This is a genomic window from Stenotrophomonas sp. 21LCFQ19 (assembly GCF_056861425.1).
Window position 1 is genome coordinate 78,174 of record NZ_JBSPUF010000014.1, and the last position, 22,777, is coordinate 100,950.

Consider the following 22,777-nt stretch of genomic DNA (forward strand, 5'->3'; position numbering starts at 1 on the left):
CCCGGCATCGTGCCTCAGCTGGCCGTTGACGCCAAGCTGCGGCGCCCCAGGATCAGCGCCAGCGTGATGTGGATGGGCAGCAGCAGCACGATCCACTGCATGTTGAACTGCGCCTGCAGCGACAGCCAATGCAGCGGCAGCGCCAGCAGTGCAATGCTGGTCATCAGCCACAGAACGACCCGGAACCAGGCGCGCGGTTGACGCCCGCGCAGCAGGCTCCATGCGCCGGGAAGCAACAGCAATGCCAGCGGACTAAGCAGCAACAGGTTGCGGTTGGCCCATGCAGCCTGATGCTCACTGAAGCCCCACAGGAAGGTCAGCAGGCCACCGGCGACGCCACAGAACAGCCAGAACGGCAGCGCGAATCCGCCGATCAGGCGCGGCTTGCGGCGTGCGGCGTACAGCGCAGCAGCAACTGCCAGCCCAACCAGCAGCCATGGCCACCAGGAGCGCTGCTTTTCCTTTGGCTCGGGTGGCAGACGCTGCGGCAGCAATTCCTGTTCGGCCTGTACCAGCGGGCGGCCTTCGCTGTTGCGTACTTCGCGCAGGCTGTCGGCCAGACGCATGGGTACGAAGGCTTCCTGCCAGCGCGACAGCGGTTGGTCGGCATTCGGGCCCAGCCCGATGTCAAAGCCCAGCCACATCCACGGCGAAGGCGAGGCCAGTCGCACCGATTCGCTGCGGTAGCTGTTGCCACGCGAGCGACCGGCCAGCTGCGATTGCAGGGCGCCGCCCATGGCCTGGTCCAGGCTGTCGCGCACCATGGTGGCGCAGTTGGCGGTGAAGTAGTCGTAGCGGTAGCGCGCGTTCTCTGGCTTGGCGCGTTCGGCCAGTGCATCAGCCAGCGCCCGTGCCTGTGCGGGCGGCAGGTCCAGCCACTGGATGTTTGCCCCACGCCCAACACTTTCGTACTGCGCCAGGTCCTGCTCCAGCGGCAGGGCGACCAGGTAGTACATCATCTTGCCGCGCACGAAGTTGCCGATGAAATCCGGTTCGGACGGGTCGAAGAAGCCAAAGTTGTACGACGTTGCCTGCCCGCTTGCCGGGTCCAACACCACCAGTGCGTCATGGCCGAAGCGTTCGAAGAACACTTCGCCGGGCAGCATGGTCACCACGCCGATGCGCGGCGCCGGCTGTGTGTTGGCTTCGCTGGCTTGGTTGGCGACCGGTTGTGCGCTGCTGGCCATCGCGGCCAGCAGCAGGAACAACGACGCGAACGCGGACAGCAGCCGCGGCAGGCGCAGGGTGATCAAGCTTCGTCCTGGTCTTCGGGTGGCAGGATGGTCACGTGGAAGGCCTGGACGCGGCGTGCATCGGCCTTGGCCACCCGGAACACGAAGCGCTCCAGGGTCAGCTCATCGCCGATTTCCGGCAGATGGCCGACGGCCTCGGTGACCAGGCCGCCGATGGTGTCGTAATCGTCATCGGAGAACTCGGCGCCGAAGCGCTCGTTGAAATCGCCGATGGTGGTCAGCGCATCCACCACATAGCGGCCATCGGCGAGGATGGCGATCTGCGAAGTGTGGTCTTCGGTCTCGTCATGCTCATCGTCGATCTGGCCGACGATCTGCTCCAGCACGTCCTCGATGGTGACCAGGCCGGCGACACCGCCGTACTCGTCGACCACGATCGCCATGTGGTTGCGCGAGAGTCGGAACTCCTTGAGCAGCACATTGAGCTTCTTCGATTCGGGGATCAGCACCGCCGGACGCAGCAGCTCGCGCACGCTGGCGTGGCTGTTGTCGGCGACCACGCCGCGCAGCAGGTCCTTGGCCAGCAGGATGCCGAGGATGTCGTCCTTGTTCTCACCGTGCACCGGGAAGCGCGAGTGGCCGGAATCGACCACCTGCTTCATCAGCTCGATGAAAGGCCGGTCCACCGGCAAGGACACCATGTGCGAGCGCGGGATCATCACGTCGCCGACGGTCAGCTCGGCCACCGAAATGGCGCCTTCCATCATCCGCAGGGTGTCTGCGGCGATCAGGCCGTCCTGCTGTGCCGTCTGCAGGATGCCAACCAGCTCGTCGCGGGTATGGGGTTCACTGGAGAACGCCGAACCCAGGCGCTCCAGCCAGCTGCGTTTCTTCTCACCGTTCTCGGGCGAGGTACTACTGTCGTCTTCAGACATCTCTTGGTTTGACTGCACCCGGCAGGCCGGGCGGTGCCGACAAGTCTAGCAGGATGTTTGCCGTCGCCTGCTCAGGCCGCCGGTGGGTTGGGGGTCTGCACGCTGGGGGCTACCTGCGGTACATCGGCCGGGGTATCGGCCGGTTTGGGTGGCGCAGGTGGGGCTTCTCCCTCGGCCGGCAGGTCCAGGCTGTAGGTGCAGCCGGCCAGGGTTTTGCCCGGGTGGGATTTGACCGTGGACACGCCCAGGATCACTGATTCGATCAGCGCTTCGCCGGTTTTGGCGTCGTTGACATCGCGGCTGACCAGCTCGCGGCCGGCCATGAACTTGTCCGGTGCGTCATAGCCGGTCTCCAGCTCCAGCTGTTTGGCCAGCGGGCGCGGATCGGGCATGTCGAGGATGGCGATGATGGTGCCGCCGGCCATGGCGATGTGGTCGGCGCTGTGCCCGAACACCGTGATCGGGGTGTTCAACATGTACTCGGCCATGAACAGGTTGCCCTGCGGCAAGGGCCGCCAGCCCAACGCTACCGCTTTCAGTGGGTCATTGACGATCGGTGCCAATGCGGCGAACTCGCTGACGCTCTGCCGGCATTCGATCAGCGCGGGCAGGTCGATGGTGGGCTGGGCGCGAGCCGAACCGGCAGCGAAGATGAGTAGCGGTAGCAGGTAGCTTGAGCGCACGGCAGTCATTCGGTGAAGTCCTGATGCCGATGGTAGCGGCATCGCCGTGCGGCGCTGTGCAGCAGGAGCGAGCAGGGGTAGTGCCGAGCCATGCTCGGCAGGGGTTTTACCGGTAGAGCTTCTGCCGAGCATGGTCGGGCACTACCGGGCATTGCGGGAAATGCCTCTGCTGAGCATGGCTCGGCACTACTGGGCATTGCGGGGAAGGCTTCTGCCGAGCATGGCTCGGCACTACCTGTGCCTACTGCTCGTTGGCGTAGGGGTCGGCGATGCCCAGGTCGGCCAGGATCTCGCGCTCCAGCTGTTCCATGGCTTCGGCTTCCTTGTCGTCCTCGTGATCCCAGCCCAGCAGGTGTAGCACGCCGTGCACGGTGAGGTGGGCGTAATGGGCGTTGAGCGCCTTGTCCTGTTCCTCGGCCTCGCGGGCGACCACCGGGGCGCAGATCACCAGGTCGCCCAGCAGCGGGAACTTCACTCCCTTGGGCAGGCCTTCGGGCAGCTCGGCCGGAAAGCTGAGCACATTGGTAGCGTAGTCCTTACCCCGGTAGTGGCGGTTCAGTGACTGACCTTCCTTGGCGTCGACCACGCGGATGGCCAGGTCCGCCTCGCGGATGCGGCCTTTGAGGGCAGCAGCCACCCAGCGGCGGAAGCTCACCGCTGCCGGCAGACCGGCGCGCGGCATGGCGTAGCTGACGGCGACATCAAGACGCACGGGACCCTTGGTCATTCGCTTGCTCCGGGCTTGACCTGCTGCAGGTCGCGGCGGTCATAGGCGCTGACAATGCGGGCCACCAGCGGATGGCGCACCACGTCGCGCGATTCAAAGAAGGTGAAGCTGACCCCGTCCACGCCGCGCAGCACCTCGATGGCGTCGCGCAGGCCGGACTTGACGTGCTTGGGCAGGTCGGTCTGGGTCAGGTCGCCGGTGACGACCGCGGTCGAGCCGAAACCCAGGCGGGTCAGGAACATCTTCATCTGCTCGATGGTGGTGTTCTGCGCTTCGTCCAGGATCACGAAGGCGTCATTGAGCGTGCGGCCGCGCATGTAAGCCAGCGGAGCGATCTCGATGACATTCTTCTCAAGCAGCTTGGCCACTTTTTCCACGCCCAGCATTTCGTACAGGGCGTCGTAGAGTGGGCGCAGGTAGGGGTCGACCTTCTGGGTCAGGTCGCCGGGCAGGAAGCCCAGCTTCTCGCCTGCTTCCACTGCCGGGCGCACCAGGATCAGGCGCTGCACGCGCGATTCATTCAGTGCCTCCACGGCCATCGCCACTGCCAGGAAGGTCTTGCCGGTACCGGCCGGGCCGATGCCGAAGCTGATGTCGTGGGTGGCGATCTGGTGCAGGTAGCTGGCCTGGTTGAGGCCGCGGCCACGCACGGTGCCGCGCTTGACCTTGATCGCTACTTCCTGCGCTTCATAGGCCTGCTCGGTCACGTGATCGACGTTGGCGCGGTTCAGGCGCAGGTGGATGGCGTGGCTGTCGAAGACAGCTTCGGCGGCTTCCACATAAAGTGCCTTGAGCAGCTTCTCAGCTTCCAGTGCGGTCTTGCCGGGGCCGCTGACGCGGAAGACATTGCCGCGGTTGGCAATCTCAACGCCCAGCTTGAGTTCGACCTGGCGCAGATGTTCGTCGAACGGCCCAGCCAGATTGGCCAGCCGTTCGTTATCAATCGGGTCGAGAGTGAAGTCGCGATGCGTGGTGGTGGTCATTTTCACTGACAGTTGCTGGCCGGCGAAGCCGTGCCTTGGACCTTGGAAGGGTACCCCTGCGGCTGACGGACCACCAGCGGGGCAGATAGTGGTTCGGGGTTCTCCACAGCCGATGTGGATGCGGCGTGGGCCAAGCTGTGGATATCCCTGTCCAGCCCTTGCGGCATAAGCCTCTTGGCGGGATGGTTAAAAAACCGCCACATTTGACGGTTTAGGGGTAACAAGTTGTCCACAATTTTTGTGGATCGATTCGGGATGAACATGTGGATAACCCTGCGCAGCCCAATAACGGTGGGCTCTGGGTCGGTGTGGCGAATAAATGACCGCAGTGCTGGCGCAAAGGCAAAGGCGAGCGGTAAGAAGCGGAAACGAGCAGCGACGGCTTTTCAAAGCAGAAACGAGCAACGACGGCTGTTCCCCTCCCGCCAGCGGGGTGAGAGGGGCGGCTTGCGAACCACTGGTTCGCTGCGGATCGAACGCCCTTGCGCCAGCACGAAGGCCGGGGCGCGGAGCGGGGGAAGGGGGCGTTCCTGCTTCGGACTAGTGGACCCCGCCTCTAACCCGCGCAGCCAACCTTCCGTAAGAAAGCACAGCAGCAGCCGTCGCGGCCCTGGCCTCAATCCTGCGTAACCACCCGCCCACGCAGCGAATTGCTGAAGGCCTCGGTGATCAACACATCGACAAACTGCCCGATCAGACGCGAACTGGCCGGAAAGTTCACCGAACGCATGTTCTCGGTCTTGCCGGTCAGCTCATTCGGGTCCTTGCGCGACGGACCCTCGACCAGCACGTTCTGCACCGTGCCAACCATGCGCGCGGATATGCCGGCGGCATGCTCATTGATGTGTGCCTGCAGCCGCGAGAGCCGGGCGTGCTTGTCGGCATCGCTGGTGGTGTCTTCCAGGTCGGCAGCCGGGGTGCCGGGGCGGCGCGAATAGATGAAGGAGAAGCTCTGGTCGAAGCCCACGTCCTCGATCAGCTTCATGGTCTTCTCGAAATCGGCATCGGTTTCGCCGGGGAAGCCAACGATGAAGTCCGAGCTGATCGAGATGTCCGGGCGGACCGCGCGCAGCTTGCGGATCTTGGCCTTGAACTCCAGCGCGGTGTAGCCGCGCTTCATCGCGCTGAGCACGCGGTCGCTGCCGGCCTGTACCGGCAGGTGCAGGTAGTTGGCCAGTTTCGGCACGTCGCGGTAGGCGTCCACCAGTGAATCACTGAACTCCAGCGGGTGCGAGGTGGTGAAGCGGATGCGGCCGATGCCGTCGATTTCGGCAAGGGTGCGGATCAGCAGGCCGAGGTCGGCAATCTCGCCATCGCCGTACGGGCCGCGGTAGGCGTTGACGTTCTGGCCGAGCAGGTTGATCTCGCGCACGCCCTGTTCGGCCAGCTGTGCGCATTCCACCAGCACGTCCTCGAACGGCCGGCTGACTTCGGTGCCACGGGTATACGGCACCACGCAGAACGAGCAGTACTTGGAGCAGCCTTCCATGATCGAGACGAAGGCCGACGGGCCCTCGGCGCGCGGCTCGGGCATGCGGTCGAACTTCTCGATCTCGGGGAAGCTGATGTCCACCTGCGGCTTGTTCTGCTCGCGGCGGGCGCGGATCAGCTCCGGCAGGCGGTGCAGGGTCTGCGGGCCGAACACCAGGTCCACATAGGGCGCGCGCTTGACGATGGCTTCGCCTTCCTGCGAGGCCACGCAACCGCCGACGCCGATGATGACGTCGCGGCCATTGGCCTTGAGCGCCTTCCAGCGGCCGAGCTGGCTGAACACCTTTTCCTGTGCCTTTTCGCGGATGGAGCAGGTGTTGACCAGCACCACGTCGGCTTCTTCGGGGTTGTCGGTGAGCTCCAGGCCCTCGGCGGCGGCGAGTACGTCGGCCATCTTGGTCGAGTCGTACTCGTTCATCTGGCAACCGTGGGTCTTGATGTAGAGCTTGCCGCGCGCGCCGCCGGCAACCGTCGGCCGCTGGCCGGGCAGGGGAATCAGTTCGGGTGTGGTCATTTCAACAGTAGGCACGGCGGAGCCGGCCGTGATCGGCAGGGGAGTTGCTGGCGTCCCGGGCATGGCGCTTATTCCAGACGGGTGGGCGGGCACGCAGCCGCTGGGGCTGCATTCGTAGCCGCCTATTGTATCGGTCCGCGGGCCTGAGCACGAAAGCCGCTGCGTCAAATACTTGGCAAGCCCCGGCGAAGCTGGGAGACTCCCGCCCATGAAGGGGATTTTGGGGATCACCGGCATTCTCGCAGCAGCATTGGTCGCCTCGCCGGCCAGTGCCGGCACGCTGTACAAATGCGTCGGCAGCGATGGGGTGCCCAATTACGTCAGCAAACGCGTCAGTGGCGCGAGCTGCAGCGTGGTCAGCAGTTATCGGCCGACCCGCGACGTGCCGCGCCATGTACCGCCGACCCCGGCGCCCGTTGCAGCCCCGGTAGCTGCTGTGGCTCCCGCAAGCCAAACCAATGACAGTTCGACGGCGGTGGCTGCACAGGCCGCCCCTACCTCGGTGCCACCCACGCCAGCGCCAGCAACGGCAGGGCGGGCGCAACGGGTGGTCAGTGGGCAGGTCTACTCTTATATGAAGGATGGGGTGCGCCACTACACCAGCAGCCGGCCGGCCCAGGTGGCCAACATCGGCGCGGTGCGCACCATTCAATACAGTTATGTCGAGCGTTGTTTTGCCTGTGGCGTGAACTCCCGGGTCAACTTCGGCTCGGTGCGCCTGAACACCCAGGCCTACAGCACCGAGATCGCCTCGGCCGCACGCGAGTTCGGTGTCGAGGAGGCAGTGGTGCGGGCCATCATCCATGCCGAATCGGCGTTCAACCCGACCGCGCTCAGTCGCGCCGGGGCACAGGGTCTGATGCAGTTGATGCCGCCCACGGCGCGTCGTTTCGGTGTGTCCGATTCCTACGACGCCGGCCAGAACATCCGTGGTGGCGTGCAATACCTGTCGTGGTTGCTGCGTCGTTTCAACGGCAACCTGACCTTGGCCGCGGCGGGTTACAACGCCGGCGAAGGTGCGGTGGATCGGCATGGTGGTGTGCCTCCCTACAAGGAGACCCAGTACTACGTGCAGCGCGTTGCACAGTTGGCCGACCGCTACCGTGGCGAGCTTGCCACGCGCCAGTAAGCCGTCCTCCAGCGTCTCTGTTGCAGCAGGCCGTGACAAATATCGCGGACTGGTGTTTGATCGCGTTGTGTCAGCGTTAAGCGTTCCGCTACACTCCGGAACGATTCGATTCAGAGCGGGATGGCCCCCACCAGACCGTTGGCAGCCTCTAGCTACCTAATCATTATCGGAGTGCCGGATGGCAAACGATGGGGTAAATGATCCAGTCAACACCGGACGTCGGCGGTTTTTGACAGCGACCACAGCCGTGGTCGGGGCAGTCGGTGTTGGTTTCGCCGCAGTTCCTTTCATCAAGTCGTGGAATCCCAGCGCCAGAGCCAAGTTGGCCGGTGCCCCGGTGACCGCCGATATCAGCGCTCTGCAGGAAGGCCAACGGCTGATCCTGGAATGGCGCGGCCAGCCAATCTGGATCGTCAAACGTTCCAAGGCCATCCTGCAGGCATTGCCTACCCTGGATGCACGGCTCAAGGATCCGGAGTCCGGCAACAAGGACCAGCAGCCGGACTATGTGCTCAAGGGCAATCCCGAGTTCCGCTCGATCAAGCCGGACATATCCGTGCTGGTAGGTCTGTGTACCCATCTGGGCTGTTCGCCGGAGATGGTTGCCGAGATCCGCCCCGAGCCCTACGACGCGCAGTGGAAGGGCGGTTATTTCTGCCCCTGCCACAAGTCGCGTTTCGACATGTCCGGGCGCGTGTTCCAGGACGTGCCGGCGCCGATCAACCTGCTGGTGCCGCCGCATCACTATGTGGATGACAACACCCTTGTCATTGGCGTTGATCCGCAGGGGGCAGCCTGATCATGGCCGACAATATTCTTACCCGCACCGTCAGCGGCGTGGCCGATTGGGTCAACGAGCGTGCGCCCGGCCTGATGCCGGTGTACCGCAAGCATGTCAGCGAGTATTACGCGCCGAAGAACTTCAACTTCTGGTACTACTTCGGCTCGTTGGCAATGGTGATCCTGGTCAACCAGATCGTCACCGGCATCTTCCTGACGATGCACTTCAAGCCCAGCGCGGCCGAGGCGTTCGCCTCGGTTGAATACATCATGCGCGACGTGGAGTGGGGCTGGCTGATCCGCTACATGCACAGCACCGGTGCCTCGCTGTTCTTCATCGTGGTTTACCTGCACATGTTCCGCGGCTTGATGTACGGCAGTTACAAGAAGCCGCGCGAGCTGGTGTGGATACTGGGCATGCTGATCTACCTGGTGCTGATGGCCGAAGCCTTCATGGGCTACGTGCTGCCCTGGGGCCAGATGTCGTTCTGGGGTGCCAAGGTCATCATCTCGCTGTTCGGTGCCATCCCGGTGATCGGCAATGGCCTGACCGAGTGGATCATGGGTGACTACCTGCCCGGCGACGCCACGCTCAACCGCTTCTTCGCCCTGCACGTCATCGCGATGCCGCTGGTGCTGCTGTTGCTGGTGGTACTGCATCTGGGCGCATTGCACGAAGTGGGTTCCAACAATCCGGATGGCGTTGAGATCAAGAAGGGGCCGAAGGGCAACCGCTGGTCAGCGACCGCGCCAGCCGATGGCATCCCGTTCCATCCGTATTACACGGTCAAGGATCTGGTCGGTGTCGGCTTCCTGCTCACGCTCGCCGCTTTCATCATCTTCTTTGCGCCGGTGTTCGGCGGTCTGTTCCTTGAACACGACAATTTCACCGAGGCCAATCGGCTGGTGACGCCGGAACACATCAAACCGGTCTGGTACTACACGCCGTACTACGCGATGTTGCGGGTGGTGCCGAACAAACTCGGCGGCGTGATGGTGATGTTCTCGGCCATCGCCATCCTGTTCCTGGTGCCGTGGCTGGACAAGGCCAAGGTCAAGTCGGTCCGTTACCGTGGCCCGATCTCGAAGGTGATGCTGGGTATCCTGGTGGTGTGCTTCGTGTGGCTGGGCGTGATTGGCTCCGGCCCGGGCACGGCGATCTGGGAGACCTGGGTGGGCCGCGTGCTGACCTTCCTGTACTTCGCCTTCTTCATCACCATGCCGCTTTGGACGAAGATCGACAGCACCAAGCAGGTACCGGACCGGGTGACGACGCATGACTGACAAGTGGATTGTGCGGTTGGCGATGGCTGCCGCGATGCTGCTGTGTGTCCCGGCGTTTGCTGCCGGCGGTGGCAAGTTGATGCAGGCGGGCAATGATCTGGGGGACCAGGCCTCGTTGCAGCGCGGCGCGCAGGCTTACATGAGCTACTGCTCGGGTTGCCACTCACTGAAGTACCTGCGTTATTCGCGCATGGGTGAGGATCTCGGCCTGACCGAACAACAGGTGATGGACAACCTCAACTTCACCGGTGCCGCCTATGGCGAGCAGATCCAGGTGGCGATGCCGCATGACGAGGCGACCAAATGGTTCGGCAAGATGCCGCCGGACCTGAGCCTGATTTCGCGGGTGCGCGGCAGTGACTGGATCTACAGCTACCTGAAATCGTTCTATGTGGACGAGTCGCGGCCGCTGGGCTGGAACAACAGCGTGTTCCCGAATGCGTCGATGCCGAACCCGCTGTGGGAGCTGCAGGGCATGCAGCATGCCATTCACGGCAAGGCCGAGCAGGAGGGCATCGACCCGCCGGTGGTGGGCTTCAAGCTTGCTTCGCCGGGCAAGGTCGATCCGCGTGGCTATGACCAGACGGTCCGCGACATCACCAACTTCCTGGAATATGCCGGCGAGCCGGCCGCGCTCAAGCGGCAGAGCCTGGGCGTCTGGGTGGTGCTGTTCCTGGCCCTGCTGACCTTCCTGGCCTATCTGGTCAAGACCGAGTACTGGAAAGACGTGCATTGAGCTGGGTGCAGGCCGGGGGGCAGTGCGCAGGGGGCCTTGGCAACTGCGCCTGTGGCTTGGCACACTCGGGTAACCGTGGTCACCGTCAGCAATGTGCTGGCGGGGCCGTAAGGTTGGCGGAATCCAACCGATGGAGAGCCTTTGATGGCGGCGAGTGTGCGTATGCGTAATACCCTGACCTTGTTCTCTGCAAATGACGATGCCCTGTGTCATCGGGTGCGGTTGGTGTTGGCGGCCAAGGGCGTGACTTACGATCTGGTGCCGGTCGATGCGCAGAACCCACCGGAAGATCTGATCGATCTGAATCCGTATCACTCCGTGCCGACCCTGGTTGAGCGCGAGCTGGTGCTGTACGCGGCTTCGGTGGTGAGTGAGTACCTGGACGAGCGCTATCCGCACCCGCCATTGATGCCGGTCGACCCCTTGTCGCGGGCGCGGCTGCGCCTGGCGATGCTGCGCATCGAACATGACTGGGTGCCGCAGGTGCAGGCCATTCAGATGGGCAACAAGACCCAGGCGGAAGCGGGGCGCAAGCGCTTGAAGGAACTGGTTGCGCAATCGGTGCCGCTGTTCAAGGCGTCCAAGTTCTTCCTCAATCCGGAAATGAGCCTGGCTGACTGCGCGATGGCGCCGATCATCTGGCGGCTGGAGTCCCTGGGCGTGGCGCTGCCCAAGGACGGCAAGGCGATCGAGGACTACGGCAACCGCTTCTTCCGCCATCCGGCCTTCGTCCGCAGCCTGACCGATCAGGAAAAGAAGCTGCGCGAACTGCCGGGCTGAGCAGCCGCCGGCTGTATCCGAACTTATCGATCACCGCCGACAGGCGGTGATCGCGCTTCAATGCCGCGTACACTTGTGCAATGACTGAAGAAACTTTCCGGATGAGCAGCCATCGCCCATATCTGTTGCGGGCGCTGGTCGAGTGGATCAACGACAACGGCATGACGCCGCACGTGATGGTCGATGCCGGGGTTCCCGGCGTGCAGGTGCCGAGCAGCGCGATCAAGGAAGAGCGGGTAGTGCTCAATATCGCCGAGCGCGCCGTTGTTGGCCTGCATATCGACAATGACGCGGTGAGCTTCACCGCGCGTTTCTCCGGAACCAGTTTCCCGGTATACGTGCCGATCTCGGCGATCCTGGCCGTCTATGCGCGCGAGACCGGCCAGGGCATGGCCTTGCCGGATGACATTCCGGGCACCGAGACCACGCCGGATGACGACGATACGCCGCCGACCGATCCGCCGGAGCGTCCGCAGCCTGGCGCGAAGCGCCCGTTCCTGCGGGTAGTCAAATAATTCCACCGCCGCCGCAAGGCGGCGGTTTTGTTTGGGCCTTTGTGTGGTATCGAGCCATGTTCGGCTGGGGCTGCAAGGAGGTTCTGTAGGAGCGGCGTCAGCCGCGAAGCCGATATTCCTGAAAATTTCCGGCTGCCTGCAATCTGCTGGATTTGCGGCTTCGCGGCTGACGCCGCTCCTACAAGGGGGTATGCAGCCAGCCAGAAGTGTTGGTGACGCCCCTGCCGAGCATGGCTCGGCACTACCGGTTGGATCAGATGTCTTCGGCTTCTTCGGTGCTTTTGCGCAGGCGGCCGATCTGTGCGGCGGCCGGGCCGCTGAAGGAGACCAGTTCGCGGCCGCGCAACACCATGCGGCCGGTGTGGCGATCCTGGCCGTCATAGGAGTAGTCGAAACGGAAGCTGCGTTCGAAGCCCAGCCAGCCGTTGGGCAGGCGGCACAGGCGCAGGCCGGTGCTGTGCACGCTCTGGTCCAGCCACTGCACGTCGGCAGCACGGCAGGCGTTGCGGCCCAGTTCGGTGGCGCGGTCGGCAGCGGCGCGGGAGCGGTCCCAGAACGCAAAACCAATCGCGCCGACAATCATCAGGATAAGAAGGGTAGGCATGCGAGCACTTTAGGCGATCTGCTCATCCATGCGCAGCCCTCTGTTTGCGGTTGATGGCGGCGCGCCAGCAAGCCTCAGTGGGTGACCGGCGTTGGAATCGGCTCGTCCGGTGGCGGTGGCAACGGCGCGGTCGAATTGAATGCCGGCGCCGGGTTGGTCGCGGTCAACTTCAAGAGTGCGGCCCAATCCTGTCGATTGAGGTTGCACTCTTCCTCCTGGCCGGGTGAGCAGCGTTGTTCAATCGGCGAGCTCGGTACCTGCGCAGCGTTGGCTTTTGGCAACTCGAGCAGGCCAGTGCGATCAAGCATGAGCTTGCGCATCACTACTGAGTTGGCGACGTTGCCGCCGACCAGATAGAGCGTGCGGTCGCCGCCCATGTTGGCGCTGACCACGATTTCGCAGTGCGATTTCCAGTTGCCGGCACGGCCGCTGCCCAGCGCCTGGATTAATCCGGCGTAGTTCAAGGTGCTGCTGCGATCGCGCAGGAAGCACAGCATGTCGCCAGGAGCCGGCTTCTCGCTGGCCGGGTCGGCCAGGCGATACGGCATGCCGTTGCTGCCGCCCTGGTAGGCGGCCCGGATGTAGTCGATATGGCGTGGTGATCGGGTAAAGCCGGGCACGGCGGCGCGCGTCATCACCCAGGAGATGAAGGCGGCCGACCACGGGTTGTCGATCAGGAATGCGCGGCAATCGGTATCGGTATAGCGGTTGCCGGCCGGCTGTGCGCAGCTGCTGGCGCCGGCAATGGCGCCCATCGGGCCAAGCGTGCCGCTATCGCGCCAATAGCCGACGACGCGCTGCCAGGCGATCAGGCCGTTGTCAGCCAGATGCTCGTTCTCGGCCTCGGTAACGCCGAGGCTGGCGATGCGGCCGTCGCGGTCGATGAAGGGGCGATACCAGAGGCGGTGTTCACCGCAGGCCGCTGCAACCACGGCCTTGGCGGTTTCGCTCAGGCCATAGCGCGGCGGCACGTCACAGGCTTCGGCTGCCATCGCCGGCAGGGTGGGTAACAGCAGGGTCAGGCCGCACAACAGGAGTCGGTATGCCACAGCGGGCTCCGCGGGGGATATTGGGGGAGTGTCGCAGCCGGGGCCGTGTGCATGCCGTGAGTCAGCGCGGTGGCGGGCCCAGTTTCAGCGACAGATCGATGGCTTGCACATGTTTGGTCAGGCCGCCGATGGAAATGCAGTCCACGCCGTCTTCGGCGATGGCGCGCAACGTGCTCATGTCGACGCTGCCGGAGACTTCAAGCGGAATCCGGCCGGCGGTGATGCGCACGGCATCGCGGCGCATCGCCGCGCTGAAGTCGTCGATCAGGATGCGCTCGCAACCGGCGGTTAGTGCCTCCTGCAGCTGCTGCAGGTCTTCCACTTCCACTACCAGGGGCAGTTTGGGTTGTTGCGCGCGTGCGGCGTGCACGGCGGCAGTCAACGAGCCGGCCGCGCGGATGTGGTTCTCTTTCAGCATCACCGTATCGAACAGGCCGATGCGGTGGTTGTCGCCGCCGCCGCAGCGCACCGCGTACTTCTGCGCCAGCCGCAGGCCGGGCAGGGTTTTACGGGTGTCGAGGATGCGTGCCTTGGTGCCTGCCACCGCCGCGACGTAGCGGGCGGTGATGGTGGCGGTGCCAGACAGGGTCTGCAAGAAGTTGAGCGAGGTGCGCTCGGCGCTGACCAGGCTGCGGCTGCGGCCGCTCAGGGTGGCCAGCACCGTGCCGGCGCTGACATGGTCGCCCTCCAGCACCCGCCAGTCGATCCGGACCTGCGGGTCCAGCGCACGATGGGTGGCGTCGAACCAGGGGCGGCCGGCGATCACCGCGTCCTGCTTGCACAGCAGGTAGGCGACGTCGGCGGTATCGGGCAACAGCGCGGCGGTGACGTCGCCGCTGCCGATGTCCTCGGCCAGGGCGCGGGCGACATCGGCGTCAATCTGTTCCTGTGGCGGGGCCAGCGGCGGGTGCGGCAGCATTATTTGGCCGGGAAGTCGGTGATCTGGGCGGTGGCGATGGCTTCATCGGCCAGCAGCACCGGGATGCCGTCATCGACGCGGAAGACCTGCTTGCGGTCGCCGCTGATCAGGGCCTCGCGCAGCGGCTGGGTCTGCGGACTGCCGTCGGCGCGGGTCACGCTGCCGCTGCCGATGGCGCGGTTGAGGGCTTCCAGGCCGGCGCTTTCCAGCAGGAACAGCGGCTGGCGGGTGTCGGGGGAGACAAGCAGGTCGAGCAGTTTGCGGTCCATCAGTTCGTGGTCTTGCGGGGAAGACGGCTAGAATACGTCTTTGCAGCAGGTGACGGCCAATGACCCCCAACCACCCCGCGCCGCTAGTCGGCATCGTGATGGGTTCCCGCTCAGACTGGGAAACCATGCAGCACGCCGCCCAGAAGCTTGATGCTTTGGGCGTTCCGTATGAAGTGAAGGTAGTTTCAGCGCACCGGACCCCGGATGTGCTGTTCAGCTATGCCGAGCAGGCGGGCCCGCGTGGCCTGCGCGCGATCATCGGTGGCGCTGGTGGTGCGGCGCACCTGCCGGGCATGTTGGCCGCCAAGACCGCCGTGCCGGTGCTGGGCGTGCCGGTGCAGTCCAAGGCACTCAATGGCATGGATTCGTTGCTGTCGATCGTGCAGATGCCGGCGGGTATCCCGGTGGCGACCTTTGCCATCGGAAATGCAGGGGCATCCAATGCGGCCCTGTTCGCCGCGGCGATGCTGGCTGCCGAGCAGCCGCAGATCGGTGCCGCGCTGGACGCCTTCCGCGCGCGCCAGACCGAAGATGTGATGGCTGCGGACGATCCGCGCCAATGATCACGGTTGGTATTCTCGGTGGCGGGCAGCTGGCTCGCATGATGGCGCTGGCGGGAGCTCCGCTGGGCCTGCGTTTCGTGGTGTTCGATCCGGCCGCCGATGCGTGCGCGGGGCAGGTGGCGCCGCTGCAGGTGGGCAACTTCGATGACACCGAGGCATTGGCTGAGTTCGCGGCCAAGGTCGACGTGATCACCTTCGATTTCGAAAATGTGCCTGCTGCCAGTGCGCATTGGCTGGCCGAACGCAAGCCGGTGTTCCCGAATCCGGCCGCCCTGGCGGTGGCGCAGGATCGGCTCAGCGAAAAGACCTTGTTCCAGGAACTGGGCATCGCGCTGCCGGCTTTTGCCGATATCCGCAGCCGCGACGAACTGGCCGCCAAGGCTGCCGAGTTCGGCATGCCGTGCATTCTCAAGACGCGGCGGTTGGGCTACGACGGCAAGGGCCAGTTCCGTATTCGTGACGCGGCGGACATCGATGCGGCCTGGCAGACGTTGGGTGCGCAGGTCGACAAGACCGGGCTGATCCTCGAGGGCTTTGTGGCATTCGAGCGGGAAGTCAGCGTGGTGGCCGTGCGCGGCCGCGACGGCGAGTTCCGCGCCTGGCCACTGACCGCCAACTGGCATGTGGATGGGGTACTGTCGGCCAGTCTGGCGCCGGCTGCGCTGTCCGCCGAGCAGCAGGCGACCGCGATTGCCTATGCGCGCCGTGTTGCCGAGCGCTTGGACTACGTTGGCGTATTCGCGCTGGAGCTGTTCTGCCGAGGTGATGCGTTGCTGGCGAACGAAATGGCGCCGCGCGTGCACAATTCGGGTCACTGGACCAGTGATGGTGCGGAAACCTCGCAGTTCGAGAACCATATCCGCGCCGTGCTTGGCCTGCCCCTGGGCGATACCCGCATGCTCGGCCACGCCTGCATGCTGAACTGGCTGGGGCAGATGCCCGACGCCAAGGCCGTGCTCGGCGAAGCTGCCGGTCATTGGCACGACTACGGCAAGCAGGCCCGCGAAGGCCGCAAGGTCGGTCACGCCAACCTGCGTGATGACGCGCCGGCGGCGCTGGCGGATGCCTTGCTGCGTGTGGGTGAGGCCTTGGGACGGCAGGAGCAGGTCGCCCCGGTGGTTGAAGTCCTGCGTCGCGGCGGCATGACGGCGAACTAATCTTTGCCGGCGTAAGGTTCTCCAGTCCCAACTGGAGAACCCTGCCATGCTCGACTGGAATGACTACCGCCGTGAGCTGAAGGGCCGTATCGGCGAACTCGGCAAGCTCTCGCCGGATACGCTCAAGGGCTATATCACCCTGAGCGGCGCAGGCGCGCAGACCAACCACCTGGACGGCAAGACCCGCGAATTGATCGCGTTGGCGGTGGCGGTGACCACCCGCTGCGATGGTTGCATCACCACCCATGTCGACGCTGCCCTGAAGCAGGGCGCCAGCCGAGAGGAAATTGCCGAGGCGCTGGGTGTGGCGGTCGCGCTCAATGCCGGCGCGGCACTGGTGTATTCGGCACGGGTGCTGGACGCGGTGGCTGCGCACGAGTGAGGCGGGTTTTGCTTCTGGCTCACTCAGAGAACTTTCAGATCGTCATTCCCGCGCAGGCGGGAATCGCTCTGGCTTCTGTGCTTCTGCCGTAGCCGCGCGCGTTGCTCAAGTGCACAAGTGGTTCCGAGGCTGAAGCAGGAGCAGGAGCAGGAGCACGAGCACGAGCAGGAGCGATTCCCGCCTGCGCGGGAATGACGGCGTAGGAGCAAAGCCAAAGCCCTGCATGCCTGCCGTCGCTGGCCCTCAGCGCAGCTGCGCCTCAACGAAATCCCAGTTCACCAGCTTCCAGAACGCCTGCAGAAAGCGCGCACGGTCATTCTGGTAATCGCTGTAATACGCGTGCTCCCAGACATCGCAGACCAGCAGGGGCGTGCTGTCGCCGGTCAATGGGGTGTTGGCGTTGCGGGTGCTGACAACGGCCAGCTTGCCGTCCGGGTGCTGCACCAGCCAGGTCCAGCCCGAGCCAAACACGCCCAGGGCGGCCCGGTTGAACTCTTCCCGTAGTTTCTGCGCATCGCCGAATTGACGGTTGATGTGCTCGGCCAGCACTCCCTGCGGGTCGCCGCCTGCACGCGGGTGCAGGCATTGCCAGAAGAAGTCGTGGTTCCATGCCTGCGCCGCCGCCTGGAACAGGCTGCCCTGGCTGTTGCGTACGATCTCCTCCAACGGCAGCGCGTCCAGCTCGGTGCCGGCGATGCGCGCATTGACCGTATCCACGTAGCCGCGATGGTGCCCGCCGTGGTGCAGGTCCAGGGTCTCGGCGGAGATGTGCGGCTGCAGCGCGGTACGGGCGTAGGGCAGTTCAGGAAGTTGGACGGGCATCGGAGATTCTTTTCGGGGCAGGGCGCCGGGAGTTGGCCGGCTCGGCTTACAATGGTCAACCACGGGAAAGTCTATCCGACCAGGACGGGCCGTTCTTTCGCAGTAGGGAGAATTCGAATGCCGGTGATGGAACAAATCCAGGCTGAGGTGGAGCAACATCCCCTTGTCCTGTTCATGAAGGGTACGCCGCAGTACCCGATGTGCGGCTTTTCCAGCCGCGCGGTACAGGCGTTGACGGCAGCCGGGGCAATCAATCTGCGCACGGTCAACCTGCTTGAGTTCCCGGAGGTGCGAGCCAATCTGCCGCGCTACTCGAACCTGGCGACCTTCCCGCAGTTCTTCATGCACGGCGAGTTGATTGGCGGCTGCGACATCATTCTGGAGCTGCTGGAGTCCGGCGAGCTCAAGCGCATCGTTGCCGAGGCCGGGCAAGCGTGAGCGCCCAGCCCCGGGGTGACGTGGGCGCCGACCTGGCTGGTCGGGTAATTCTGATAGCAGGTGCTGCGGGCGGTCTGGGCGCAGCGGCGACCCGGGCCTGCGCGGAGGCTGGTGCGACGGTGGTGATGCTGGGTCGCAAGGTCGCCAAGCTCAATCGTGTCTACGACAGCGCCGCACAACTCGGCCAGGAGCCGATGCTGTACCCGCTGGATCTGGAGGGGGCCAGTCCCGATGACTACGCGGCCCTGGCCGAACGGCTGGAGTCCGAGCTCGGTAGGCTGGACGGCGTTCTTCATTGCGCGGCCGATTTCGCCGGGCTGACCCCGTTTGCCTCCGGCGATCCGGCAGCCTTCGCACGGGCGATCCACGTCAACCTGACTGCCCGTGCCTGGTTGACCCAGGCCTGCCTGCCCTTGCTGCGGCAGCGCGAGGACGCGGCGGTGGTGTTCGCGCTGGATGATCCGCGACGGGTGGGGCAGGCCTATTGGGGCGGTTACGGGGTAGCCCAGTACGGGCTGCGCGGGCTGATCGAGAGCCTGCACCATGAGCTGCGCAACGGCCCGGTCCGGGTCTGTGGCATGCAGCCGGGGCCGATGCGCACCGGGCTGCGGGCGCGTGCGTTCACCCATGAAGAAGGCGCGGCGCCGGTTGATCCCGCCAACTATGCCGCCGCCAGCGTGCAGCTGCTTGCGGCCAGCGGCGCGCAGTGGCGTGGAAAGGTGTTGGACCTGGCCCCGTGACGATCCTTTCAGCGGCCTTGCTGCTGTTTCTGATCCTGGACCCGCTGGGCAACATCCCGGTATTCCTCAGTCTGCTCAAGCCGTTGACGCCCCGGCGTCAGCGGGTGGTGCTGGTGCGTGAGCTGCTGATCGCGCTGGCAGTCCTGATGGCCTTTCTGTGGGGCGGCAAATTCGCGCTGGAGCTGATGCACCTGCGCCAGGAGTCGGTGGCCATCGCTGGCGGCATCGTGCTGTTCCTGATCGGCATCCGCATGATCTTTCCGCGCCCGGAGGGTCTGATGGGGGCGGTACCGGACGGTGAGCCATTCATCGTGCCAATGGCGATTCCGCTGGTCGCCGGGCCCTCTGGCATGGCGGCGGTGATGCTGATGGGGAGCAACGAGCCGGCGCGCCTGGGTGATTGGAGCCTGGCCTTGCTGCTGGCCTGGGGTGGGACGGCGGCGATCCTGATGTCCGCAACCCTGCTGTACAAGCTGCTGGGTGCCCGCGCGCTGACCGCGCTGGAGCGCCTGATGGGCATGTTGTTGGTCGCAATTTCGGTACAGATGCTGCTGGATGGTCTGGGGACCTATCTGGCGTCAATCCGCTAACTGCTTGATCCGCCGTAGGGGGAACTGCTGCAGCGCAATACCGCTGTCTTCTTGCAGTCATAAATTGTCATTACCGTGTTAACCTTATCTTAACCGTTGCGGCTGAAACCGCCTCGGAAGGGACCCCCAAGATTCAAGACGATCAGGCGCTCGGTTGATCCCGGGGCTGATGGATCGCGTTTTTTCTCAATCGCCAACTCGTTTCGAGGCTACCCACCTATGAATCACCCGCGTATCAAGATGTCCAAGCTTGCACTTGGTCTTGTCGTCGCTCTTGCGGCTGCACCGGCTTTCGCACAGAGCACCTCTGCCGGCGTCGGCGGTCAGGTCACCAACGTCGGCGGCCAGCCGGTTGCTGGTGCTGAAGTCACGATAACCCACACCGAGTCGGGCACGGTCAGCCGCGCAGTCACCGATGATTCGGGTCGTTACTCCGCGCGCGGCCTGCGCGTTGGTGGCCCGTACACGATCACCATCACCAAGCCGGGCGAAGGCACCAAGACCGAAGAGGGTGTTTACCTCAACCTGAACCAGGTCGGCGCGATCAACGCCCAGCTCGGCGGCGACGTCACCACGATGGCTGGCGTTGCAGTCACCGCTTCGCGTCTGATGGATACCTTCAACCCGGACAACAAGGGTGTGGGCACCTCGATCAGCGGCCGCCAGCTGGACCTGACCCCGAAGGGCAACCGTTCGCTGGATGACGTGGCGCGCCTTGATCCGCGTATCACGGTAACCGACCAGGGCACCGGCGCCATCTCGGTTGCAGGCGTCAACAACCGTTACAACAACATCTCGGTCGATGGCCTGTCCCAGGGCGACCCGTTCGGCCTGAACGCCAACGGCATGCCGTATGCAGGTTCGCCGATTTCGGTCGACACCATTGCAGCCTACGACCTGAAGGTGTCCGACTATGACGTCGGTTCCGACACCGTTGGCGCAACCGTCAATGCAGTGACCAAGTCCGGTACCAATGAGTTCCACGGCTCGGTGTACTACGCGTACAAGAATGCCGACGACATGGTCGGTTCGCGCAATGGCCAGAATTACGGCGGCTTTGACAAGGATGCCACCAAGGGCGTGACCCTGGGCGGCCCGATAGTCAAGGACAAGCTGTTCTTCTTCGCCTCGTACGAAGAGCAGGAAGTGACCAACTTCGGTGGTTCGTCCAATGCGGACGGCTACGAGAACGGTGTGGTCTCGATGGACGAGATCAACCAGGTCATCGACATCGCCAAGAACAAGTACGGCTTCGACGCTGGTACCTATGGTGCTTTTGGCGTCAACCTGGACAGCAAGCGCTACCTGGCAAAGATCGACTGGAACATCAATGACAGTCACCGTCTGAGCTTGACCCACCAGCGTACCGAAGAGTTCCTGCCGCAGCCTTACGATGCCAACAGCAACTCGGTGATCCTGAGCAGCCGCTGGTACAACAAGGACAACCTGACCAAGAACACCTCGTTGCAGCTGTTCAGCGACTGGAGCCCGAATTTCTCCACCGAGGCCAAGGTCAGCTACCAGACCTTCGATCAGATCAACGGCAACCCGCTGAATCTGCCGACGATCAACATCACCACGGCCAACAACACCACCCTGGGCAACGGTATCCGTCTGGGTGAGGATCGCAACCGTCACGAGAACCAGATCAACACCGAGAAGCTCACCGCGACGGTGTTTGCCAACTGGTACTTGAACGACCACACGCTGAAGTTCGGTGTGGACTACATGCGCAACGACGTGTTCAACCTGTATGGTCGCGACCTGCACGGTGTGTACACCTTCGCCAGCATTGCCGACTTCGAAGCTGGTCAGTACGACTCGTACAACGTCCGTCAGCCGATTGGCCAGTACGGCGTCAACGACACCGCTGCCGCGATGGTCTATACGCAGGTCAGCCCGTTCGTCCAGGACACCTGGGTGGTCAATGACAACCTGTCGCTGACCTACGGCGTGCGCGTCAATATCCCGAAGGCCAACAAGGCTCCGCCGACCACGCCTGGCTTTGAAGAAGCATTCGGTTATCGCAATGACTACCGCCTGGGCGCCAGCAACAAGGTCGTCCTGCCGCGCGCTGCGTTCAACTACACCTTTGATACCGAGCGCTACTCGCAGTTGCGCGGTGGCATCGGCCTGTTCCAGAGCGTGCCGCCGTTCGTGTGGCTGGCCAACCCGTACCAGAACAACGGCGTGACCGCTGCTTCGTTCACCTCGTACGATCCGAGCCAGTACCCGTTCAGCCCGGACTCCAACAACCAGCCGTTCCCGCCGAACATGACCGCCGATGGCGTGGCCAAGCAGGTCGATACCATCGATCCTGACTTCAAGCTGCCGACCGTTTGGAAGGTAAGCCTGGGTTATGACGCGGAACTGCCGTGGATGGGCCTGATCGGCTCGGTGGAAGCACAGCACATCAAGAACAAGGATGGCGTGTTCTACCAGGCGATCAACATCGGTGAAGTGCAGGGTCAGCTGGCTGACGGCCGTGACTACTACTACTGCAAGCTTGGTTCGACCAGCAGCTCCAACAAGAACTGCGGCCGCAATACCGCTTTCGAATACAACTCCACCAAGCTGGGCAACACCGACAAGGGTTCTTCGACGGCGGTGACGTTCTCGTTGAACAAGCCGCTGGCCAATGGCTGGTACGGCAACCTGAGCTATACCTACACGAAGGCGACCGAAGTAGGTTCGGACAACTCGTCGCAGGCGTGGTCGGGCTACCAGTTCGTATCGCGTCTGAATCCGAACGAAGAAATCGCTTCGACCGCCAGCCGTGAAGTGCGCAACTCGATCAAGGCATCGTTCGGTTGGGAGCACGCGTTCTTCGGTGACTACAAGACCAGCTTCACCGCGTTCTACAACGGTCGTGACGGCCTGCCGTATACCTGGATCATCGATGGAGATCCGAACGGCGACCGCATCTTCCAGGATCCGGCGTACATCCCGTTGGTCAACGATCCGAACGTGAGCTACGGCAATGCAACCGCCGAGCAGATTGCAGCGTTCCATGCGTTCATCGACGCCAACCCGTACCTGTCTTCGCACCGTGGCCAGATCGCCAAGCGCAATGGCGCCCGCTACCCGTGGGTGAACCAGTTCGACGTGAGTCTGCAGCAGGAGTTGCCGGGCTTCTTCAAGGAACACAAGTCGATCATTCGCTTGGACATCTTCAATGTCCTGAACATGCTCAACAAGGATTGGGGCGTGACGGAGCAGCAGTCGCAGGGCTATGACACCCGTTATCTGGCTGGCTTGGCCGGTATCAAGACGGATGGTACCTACGAGTACAGGCTCGGCAACCAGTACCCGGAGAAGCTGGCCACGTATGACTCCAACACCGGTTACCCGCATCGTGTCGTTTCGCGCTGGTCGGCCCTGCTGACCCTGCGTTACGAATTCTGATCGGTCAGGCTGAAATGAAGTAACAGGTGAACGGCCGGGGCAACCCGGCCGTTTTCTTTTTATTGGGGGTAGCGCTAAAGTCGATCGCC

24 protein-coding genes are annotated in these 22,777 nt (G+C 63.8%); 13 read left to right on the forward strand and 11 right to left on the reverse strand.

The window, feature by feature from the left end; translation table 11 throughout:
* Positions 1–14 precede the first annotated feature (14 nt).
* The 6 genes from AC13FW_RS15620 to miaB all read right to left on the reverse strand — a co-directional run bounded on the left by AC13FW_RS15620 (position 15) and on the right by miaB (position 6,589).
* Positions 15–1,244 carry a lipoprotein N-acyltransferase Lnb domain-containing protein gene (locus AC13FW_RS15620; RefSeq protein WP_482989714.1) on the reverse strand — a complete coding sequence of 410 codons (1,230 nt, stop codon included), beginning with the start codon at positions 1,242–1,244 and terminating at the stop codon, positions 15–17.
* A 5-nt stretch (positions 1,245–1,249) separates the two neighbouring features.
* Positions 1,250–2,128, reverse strand: a complete 879-nt coding sequence (locus AC13FW_RS15625) for an HlyC/CorC family transporter (protein WP_282272562.1) — start codon at positions 2,126–2,128, stop codon at positions 1,250–1,252.
* Positions 2,129–2,199: 71 nt separating this feature from the next.
* Positions 2,200–2,820 carry a hypothetical protein gene (locus AC13FW_RS15630; protein ID WP_296253167.1) on the reverse strand — a complete coding sequence of 207 codons (621 nt, stop codon included), beginning with the start codon at positions 2,818–2,820 and terminating at the stop codon, positions 2,200–2,202.
* Positions 2,821–3,052: 232 nt separating this feature from the next.
* Positions 3,053–3,538, reverse strand: a complete 486-nt coding sequence (ybeY, locus tag AC13FW_RS15635) for an rRNA maturation RNase YbeY (protein WP_282272180.1) — start codon at positions 3,536–3,538, stop codon at positions 3,053–3,055.
* The gene (locus AC13FW_RS15640) at positions 3,535–4,521 is read right to left on the reverse strand and encodes a PhoH family protein (RefSeq protein WP_482989715.1); all 987 of its coding nucleotides are present in this window, start codon (positions 4,519–4,521) and stop codon (positions 3,535–3,537) included. Before AC13FW_RS15640 ends, ybeY begins: the two co-directional genes overlap by 4 nt.
* 616 nt (positions 4,522–5,137) lie before the next feature.
* The gene (gene miaB, locus AC13FW_RS15645) at positions 5,138–6,589 is read right to left on the reverse strand and encodes a tRNA (N6-isopentenyl adenosine(37)-C2)-methylthiotransferase MiaB (RefSeq protein WP_481510760.1); all 1,452 of its coding nucleotides are present in this window, start codon (positions 6,587–6,589) and stop codon (positions 5,138–5,140) included.
* Between the two features lie 145 nt (positions 6,590–6,734).
* Between miaB and AC13FW_RS15650 the strand changes: the two genes are divergently transcribed.
* The 6 genes from AC13FW_RS15650 to AC13FW_RS15675 all read left to right on the forward strand — a co-directional run bounded on the left by AC13FW_RS15650 (position 6,735) and on the right by AC13FW_RS15675 (position 11,750).
* The gene (locus tag AC13FW_RS15650; protein WP_482989691.1) at positions 6,735–7,655 is read left to right on the forward strand and encodes a lytic transglycosylase domain-containing protein; all 921 of its coding nucleotides are present in this window, start codon (positions 6,735–6,737) and stop codon (positions 7,653–7,655) included.
* Between the two features lie 178 nt (positions 7,656–7,833).
* Complete coding sequence (gene petA, locus AC13FW_RS15655) at positions 7,834–8,454, forward strand: ubiquinol-cytochrome c reductase iron-sulfur subunit (RefSeq protein ID WP_057629370.1); 621 nt, start codon at positions 7,834–7,836, stop codon at positions 8,452–8,454.
* A gap of 2 nt (positions 8,455–8,456) precedes the next feature.
* Entirely contained in the window at positions 8,457–9,719 is a 1,263-nt protein-coding gene (locus AC13FW_RS15660) for a cytochrome b (protein WP_481510762.1), read from the forward strand.
* Positions 9,712–10,455, forward strand: a complete 744-nt coding sequence (locus AC13FW_RS15665) for a cytochrome c1 (RefSeq protein ID WP_282272172.1) — start codon at positions 9,712–9,714, stop codon at positions 10,453–10,455. Before AC13FW_RS15660 ends, AC13FW_RS15665 begins: the two co-directional genes overlap by 8 nt.
* Before the next feature lie 144 nt (positions 10,456–10,599).
* Positions 10,600–11,235 (forward strand): glutathione S-transferase N-terminal domain-containing protein, encoded by a 636-nt coding sequence (locus AC13FW_RS15670; RefSeq protein WP_282272170.1) that lies wholly within the window; start codon positions 10,600–10,602, stop codon positions 11,233–11,235.
* An 80-nt stretch (positions 11,236–11,315) separates the two neighbouring features.
* Positions 11,316–11,750 carry a ClpXP protease specificity-enhancing factor gene (locus AC13FW_RS15675; protein WP_296253896.1) on the forward strand — a complete coding sequence of 145 codons (435 nt, stop codon included), beginning with the start codon at positions 11,316–11,318 and terminating at the stop codon, positions 11,748–11,750.
* A gap of 253 nt (positions 11,751–12,003) precedes the next feature.
* Here AC13FW_RS15675 and AC13FW_RS15680 read toward each other — a convergent pair whose 3' ends face one another.
* The 4 genes from AC13FW_RS15680 to AC13FW_RS15695 all read right to left on the reverse strand — a co-directional run bounded on the left by AC13FW_RS15680 (position 12,004) and on the right by AC13FW_RS15695 (position 14,591).
* Positions 12,004–12,354: a DUF3301 domain-containing protein gene (locus AC13FW_RS15680; protein ID WP_282267803.1), complete on the reverse strand. Its 351-nt coding sequence runs from the start codon at positions 12,352–12,354 to the stop codon at positions 12,004–12,006.
* A gap of 74 nt (positions 12,355–12,428) precedes the next feature.
* A complete protein-coding gene (locus AC13FW_RS15685; protein WP_482989716.1) occupies positions 12,429–13,346 on the reverse strand; it encodes a DUF2272 domain-containing protein in 918 nt (305 codons plus the stop codon).
* Between the two features lie 118 nt (positions 13,347–13,464).
* The gene (gene nadC / locus AC13FW_RS15690) at positions 13,465–14,322 is read right to left on the reverse strand and encodes a carboxylating nicotinate-nucleotide diphosphorylase (protein ID WP_482989692.1); all 858 of its coding nucleotides are present in this window, start codon (positions 14,320–14,322) and stop codon (positions 13,465–13,467) included.
* Positions 14,322–14,591 carry a Trm112 family protein gene (locus AC13FW_RS15695; protein WP_296253935.1) on the reverse strand — a complete coding sequence of 90 codons (270 nt, stop codon included), beginning with the start codon at positions 14,589–14,591 and terminating at the stop codon, positions 14,322–14,324. The genes nadC and AC13FW_RS15695 overlap by 1 nt, the downstream gene beginning before the upstream one ends.
* Before the next feature lie 59 nt (positions 14,592–14,650).
* Here AC13FW_RS15695 and purE point away from each other — a divergent pair, with 59 nt between their 5' ends.
* From purE to AC13FW_RS15710, 3 genes are read left to right on the forward strand one after another with little or no spacing between them, the layout of a single operon-like run.
* Positions 14,651–15,154 carry a 5-(carboxyamino)imidazole ribonucleotide mutase gene (gene purE / locus AC13FW_RS15700; protein WP_282267797.1) on the forward strand — a complete coding sequence of 168 codons (504 nt, stop codon included), beginning with the start codon at positions 14,651–14,653 and terminating at the stop codon, positions 15,152–15,154.
* Positions 15,151–16,311: a 5-(carboxyamino)imidazole ribonucleotide synthase gene (locus AC13FW_RS15705; RefSeq protein ID WP_482989693.1), complete on the forward strand. Its 1,161-nt coding sequence runs from the start codon at positions 15,151–15,153 to the stop codon at positions 16,309–16,311. Before purE ends, AC13FW_RS15705 begins: the two co-directional genes overlap by 4 nt.
* Positions 16,312–16,357: 46 nt before the next feature.
* Positions 16,358–16,693: a carboxymuconolactone decarboxylase family protein gene (locus AC13FW_RS15710; RefSeq protein WP_282267792.1), complete on the forward strand. Its 336-nt coding sequence runs from the start codon at positions 16,358–16,360 to the stop codon at positions 16,691–16,693.
* 243 nt (positions 16,694–16,936) lie between these two features.
* On the opposite strand, the gene AC13FW_RS15715 is transcribed toward AC13FW_RS15710, so the two are convergent.
* Entirely contained in the window at positions 16,937–17,515 is a 579-nt protein-coding gene (locus AC13FW_RS15715; RefSeq protein WP_481534023.1) for a superoxide dismutase, read from the reverse strand.
* Between the two features lie 117 nt (positions 17,516–17,632).
* Here AC13FW_RS15715 and grxD point away from each other — a divergent pair, with 117 nt between their 5' ends.
* From grxD to AC13FW_RS15735, 4 genes are all read left to right on the forward strand, one after another.
* Positions 17,633–17,953: a Grx4 family monothiol glutaredoxin gene (gene grxD / locus AC13FW_RS15720; protein WP_282267786.1), complete on the forward strand. Its 321-nt coding sequence runs from the start codon at positions 17,633–17,635 to the stop codon at positions 17,951–17,953.
* Positions 17,950–18,693, forward strand: coding sequence for an SDR family NAD(P)-dependent oxidoreductase (locus tag AC13FW_RS15725; protein WP_482989694.1), 744 nt, complete (start codon positions 17,950–17,952; stop codon positions 18,691–18,693). The genes grxD and AC13FW_RS15725 overlap by 4 nt, the downstream gene beginning before the upstream one ends.
* Positions 18,690–19,283 (forward strand): YhgN family NAAT transporter, encoded by a 594-nt coding sequence (locus AC13FW_RS15730; protein ID WP_482989695.1) that lies wholly within the window; start codon positions 18,690–18,692, stop codon positions 19,281–19,283. Before AC13FW_RS15725 ends, AC13FW_RS15730 begins: the two co-directional genes overlap by 4 nt.
* Before the next feature lie 219 nt (positions 19,284–19,502).
* The gene (locus AC13FW_RS15735) at positions 19,503–22,688 is read left to right on the forward strand and encodes a TonB-dependent receptor (RefSeq protein ID WP_482989696.1); all 3,186 of its coding nucleotides are present in this window, start codon (positions 19,503–19,505) and stop codon (positions 22,686–22,688) included.
* Positions 22,689–22,777: the final 89 nt, after the last annotated feature.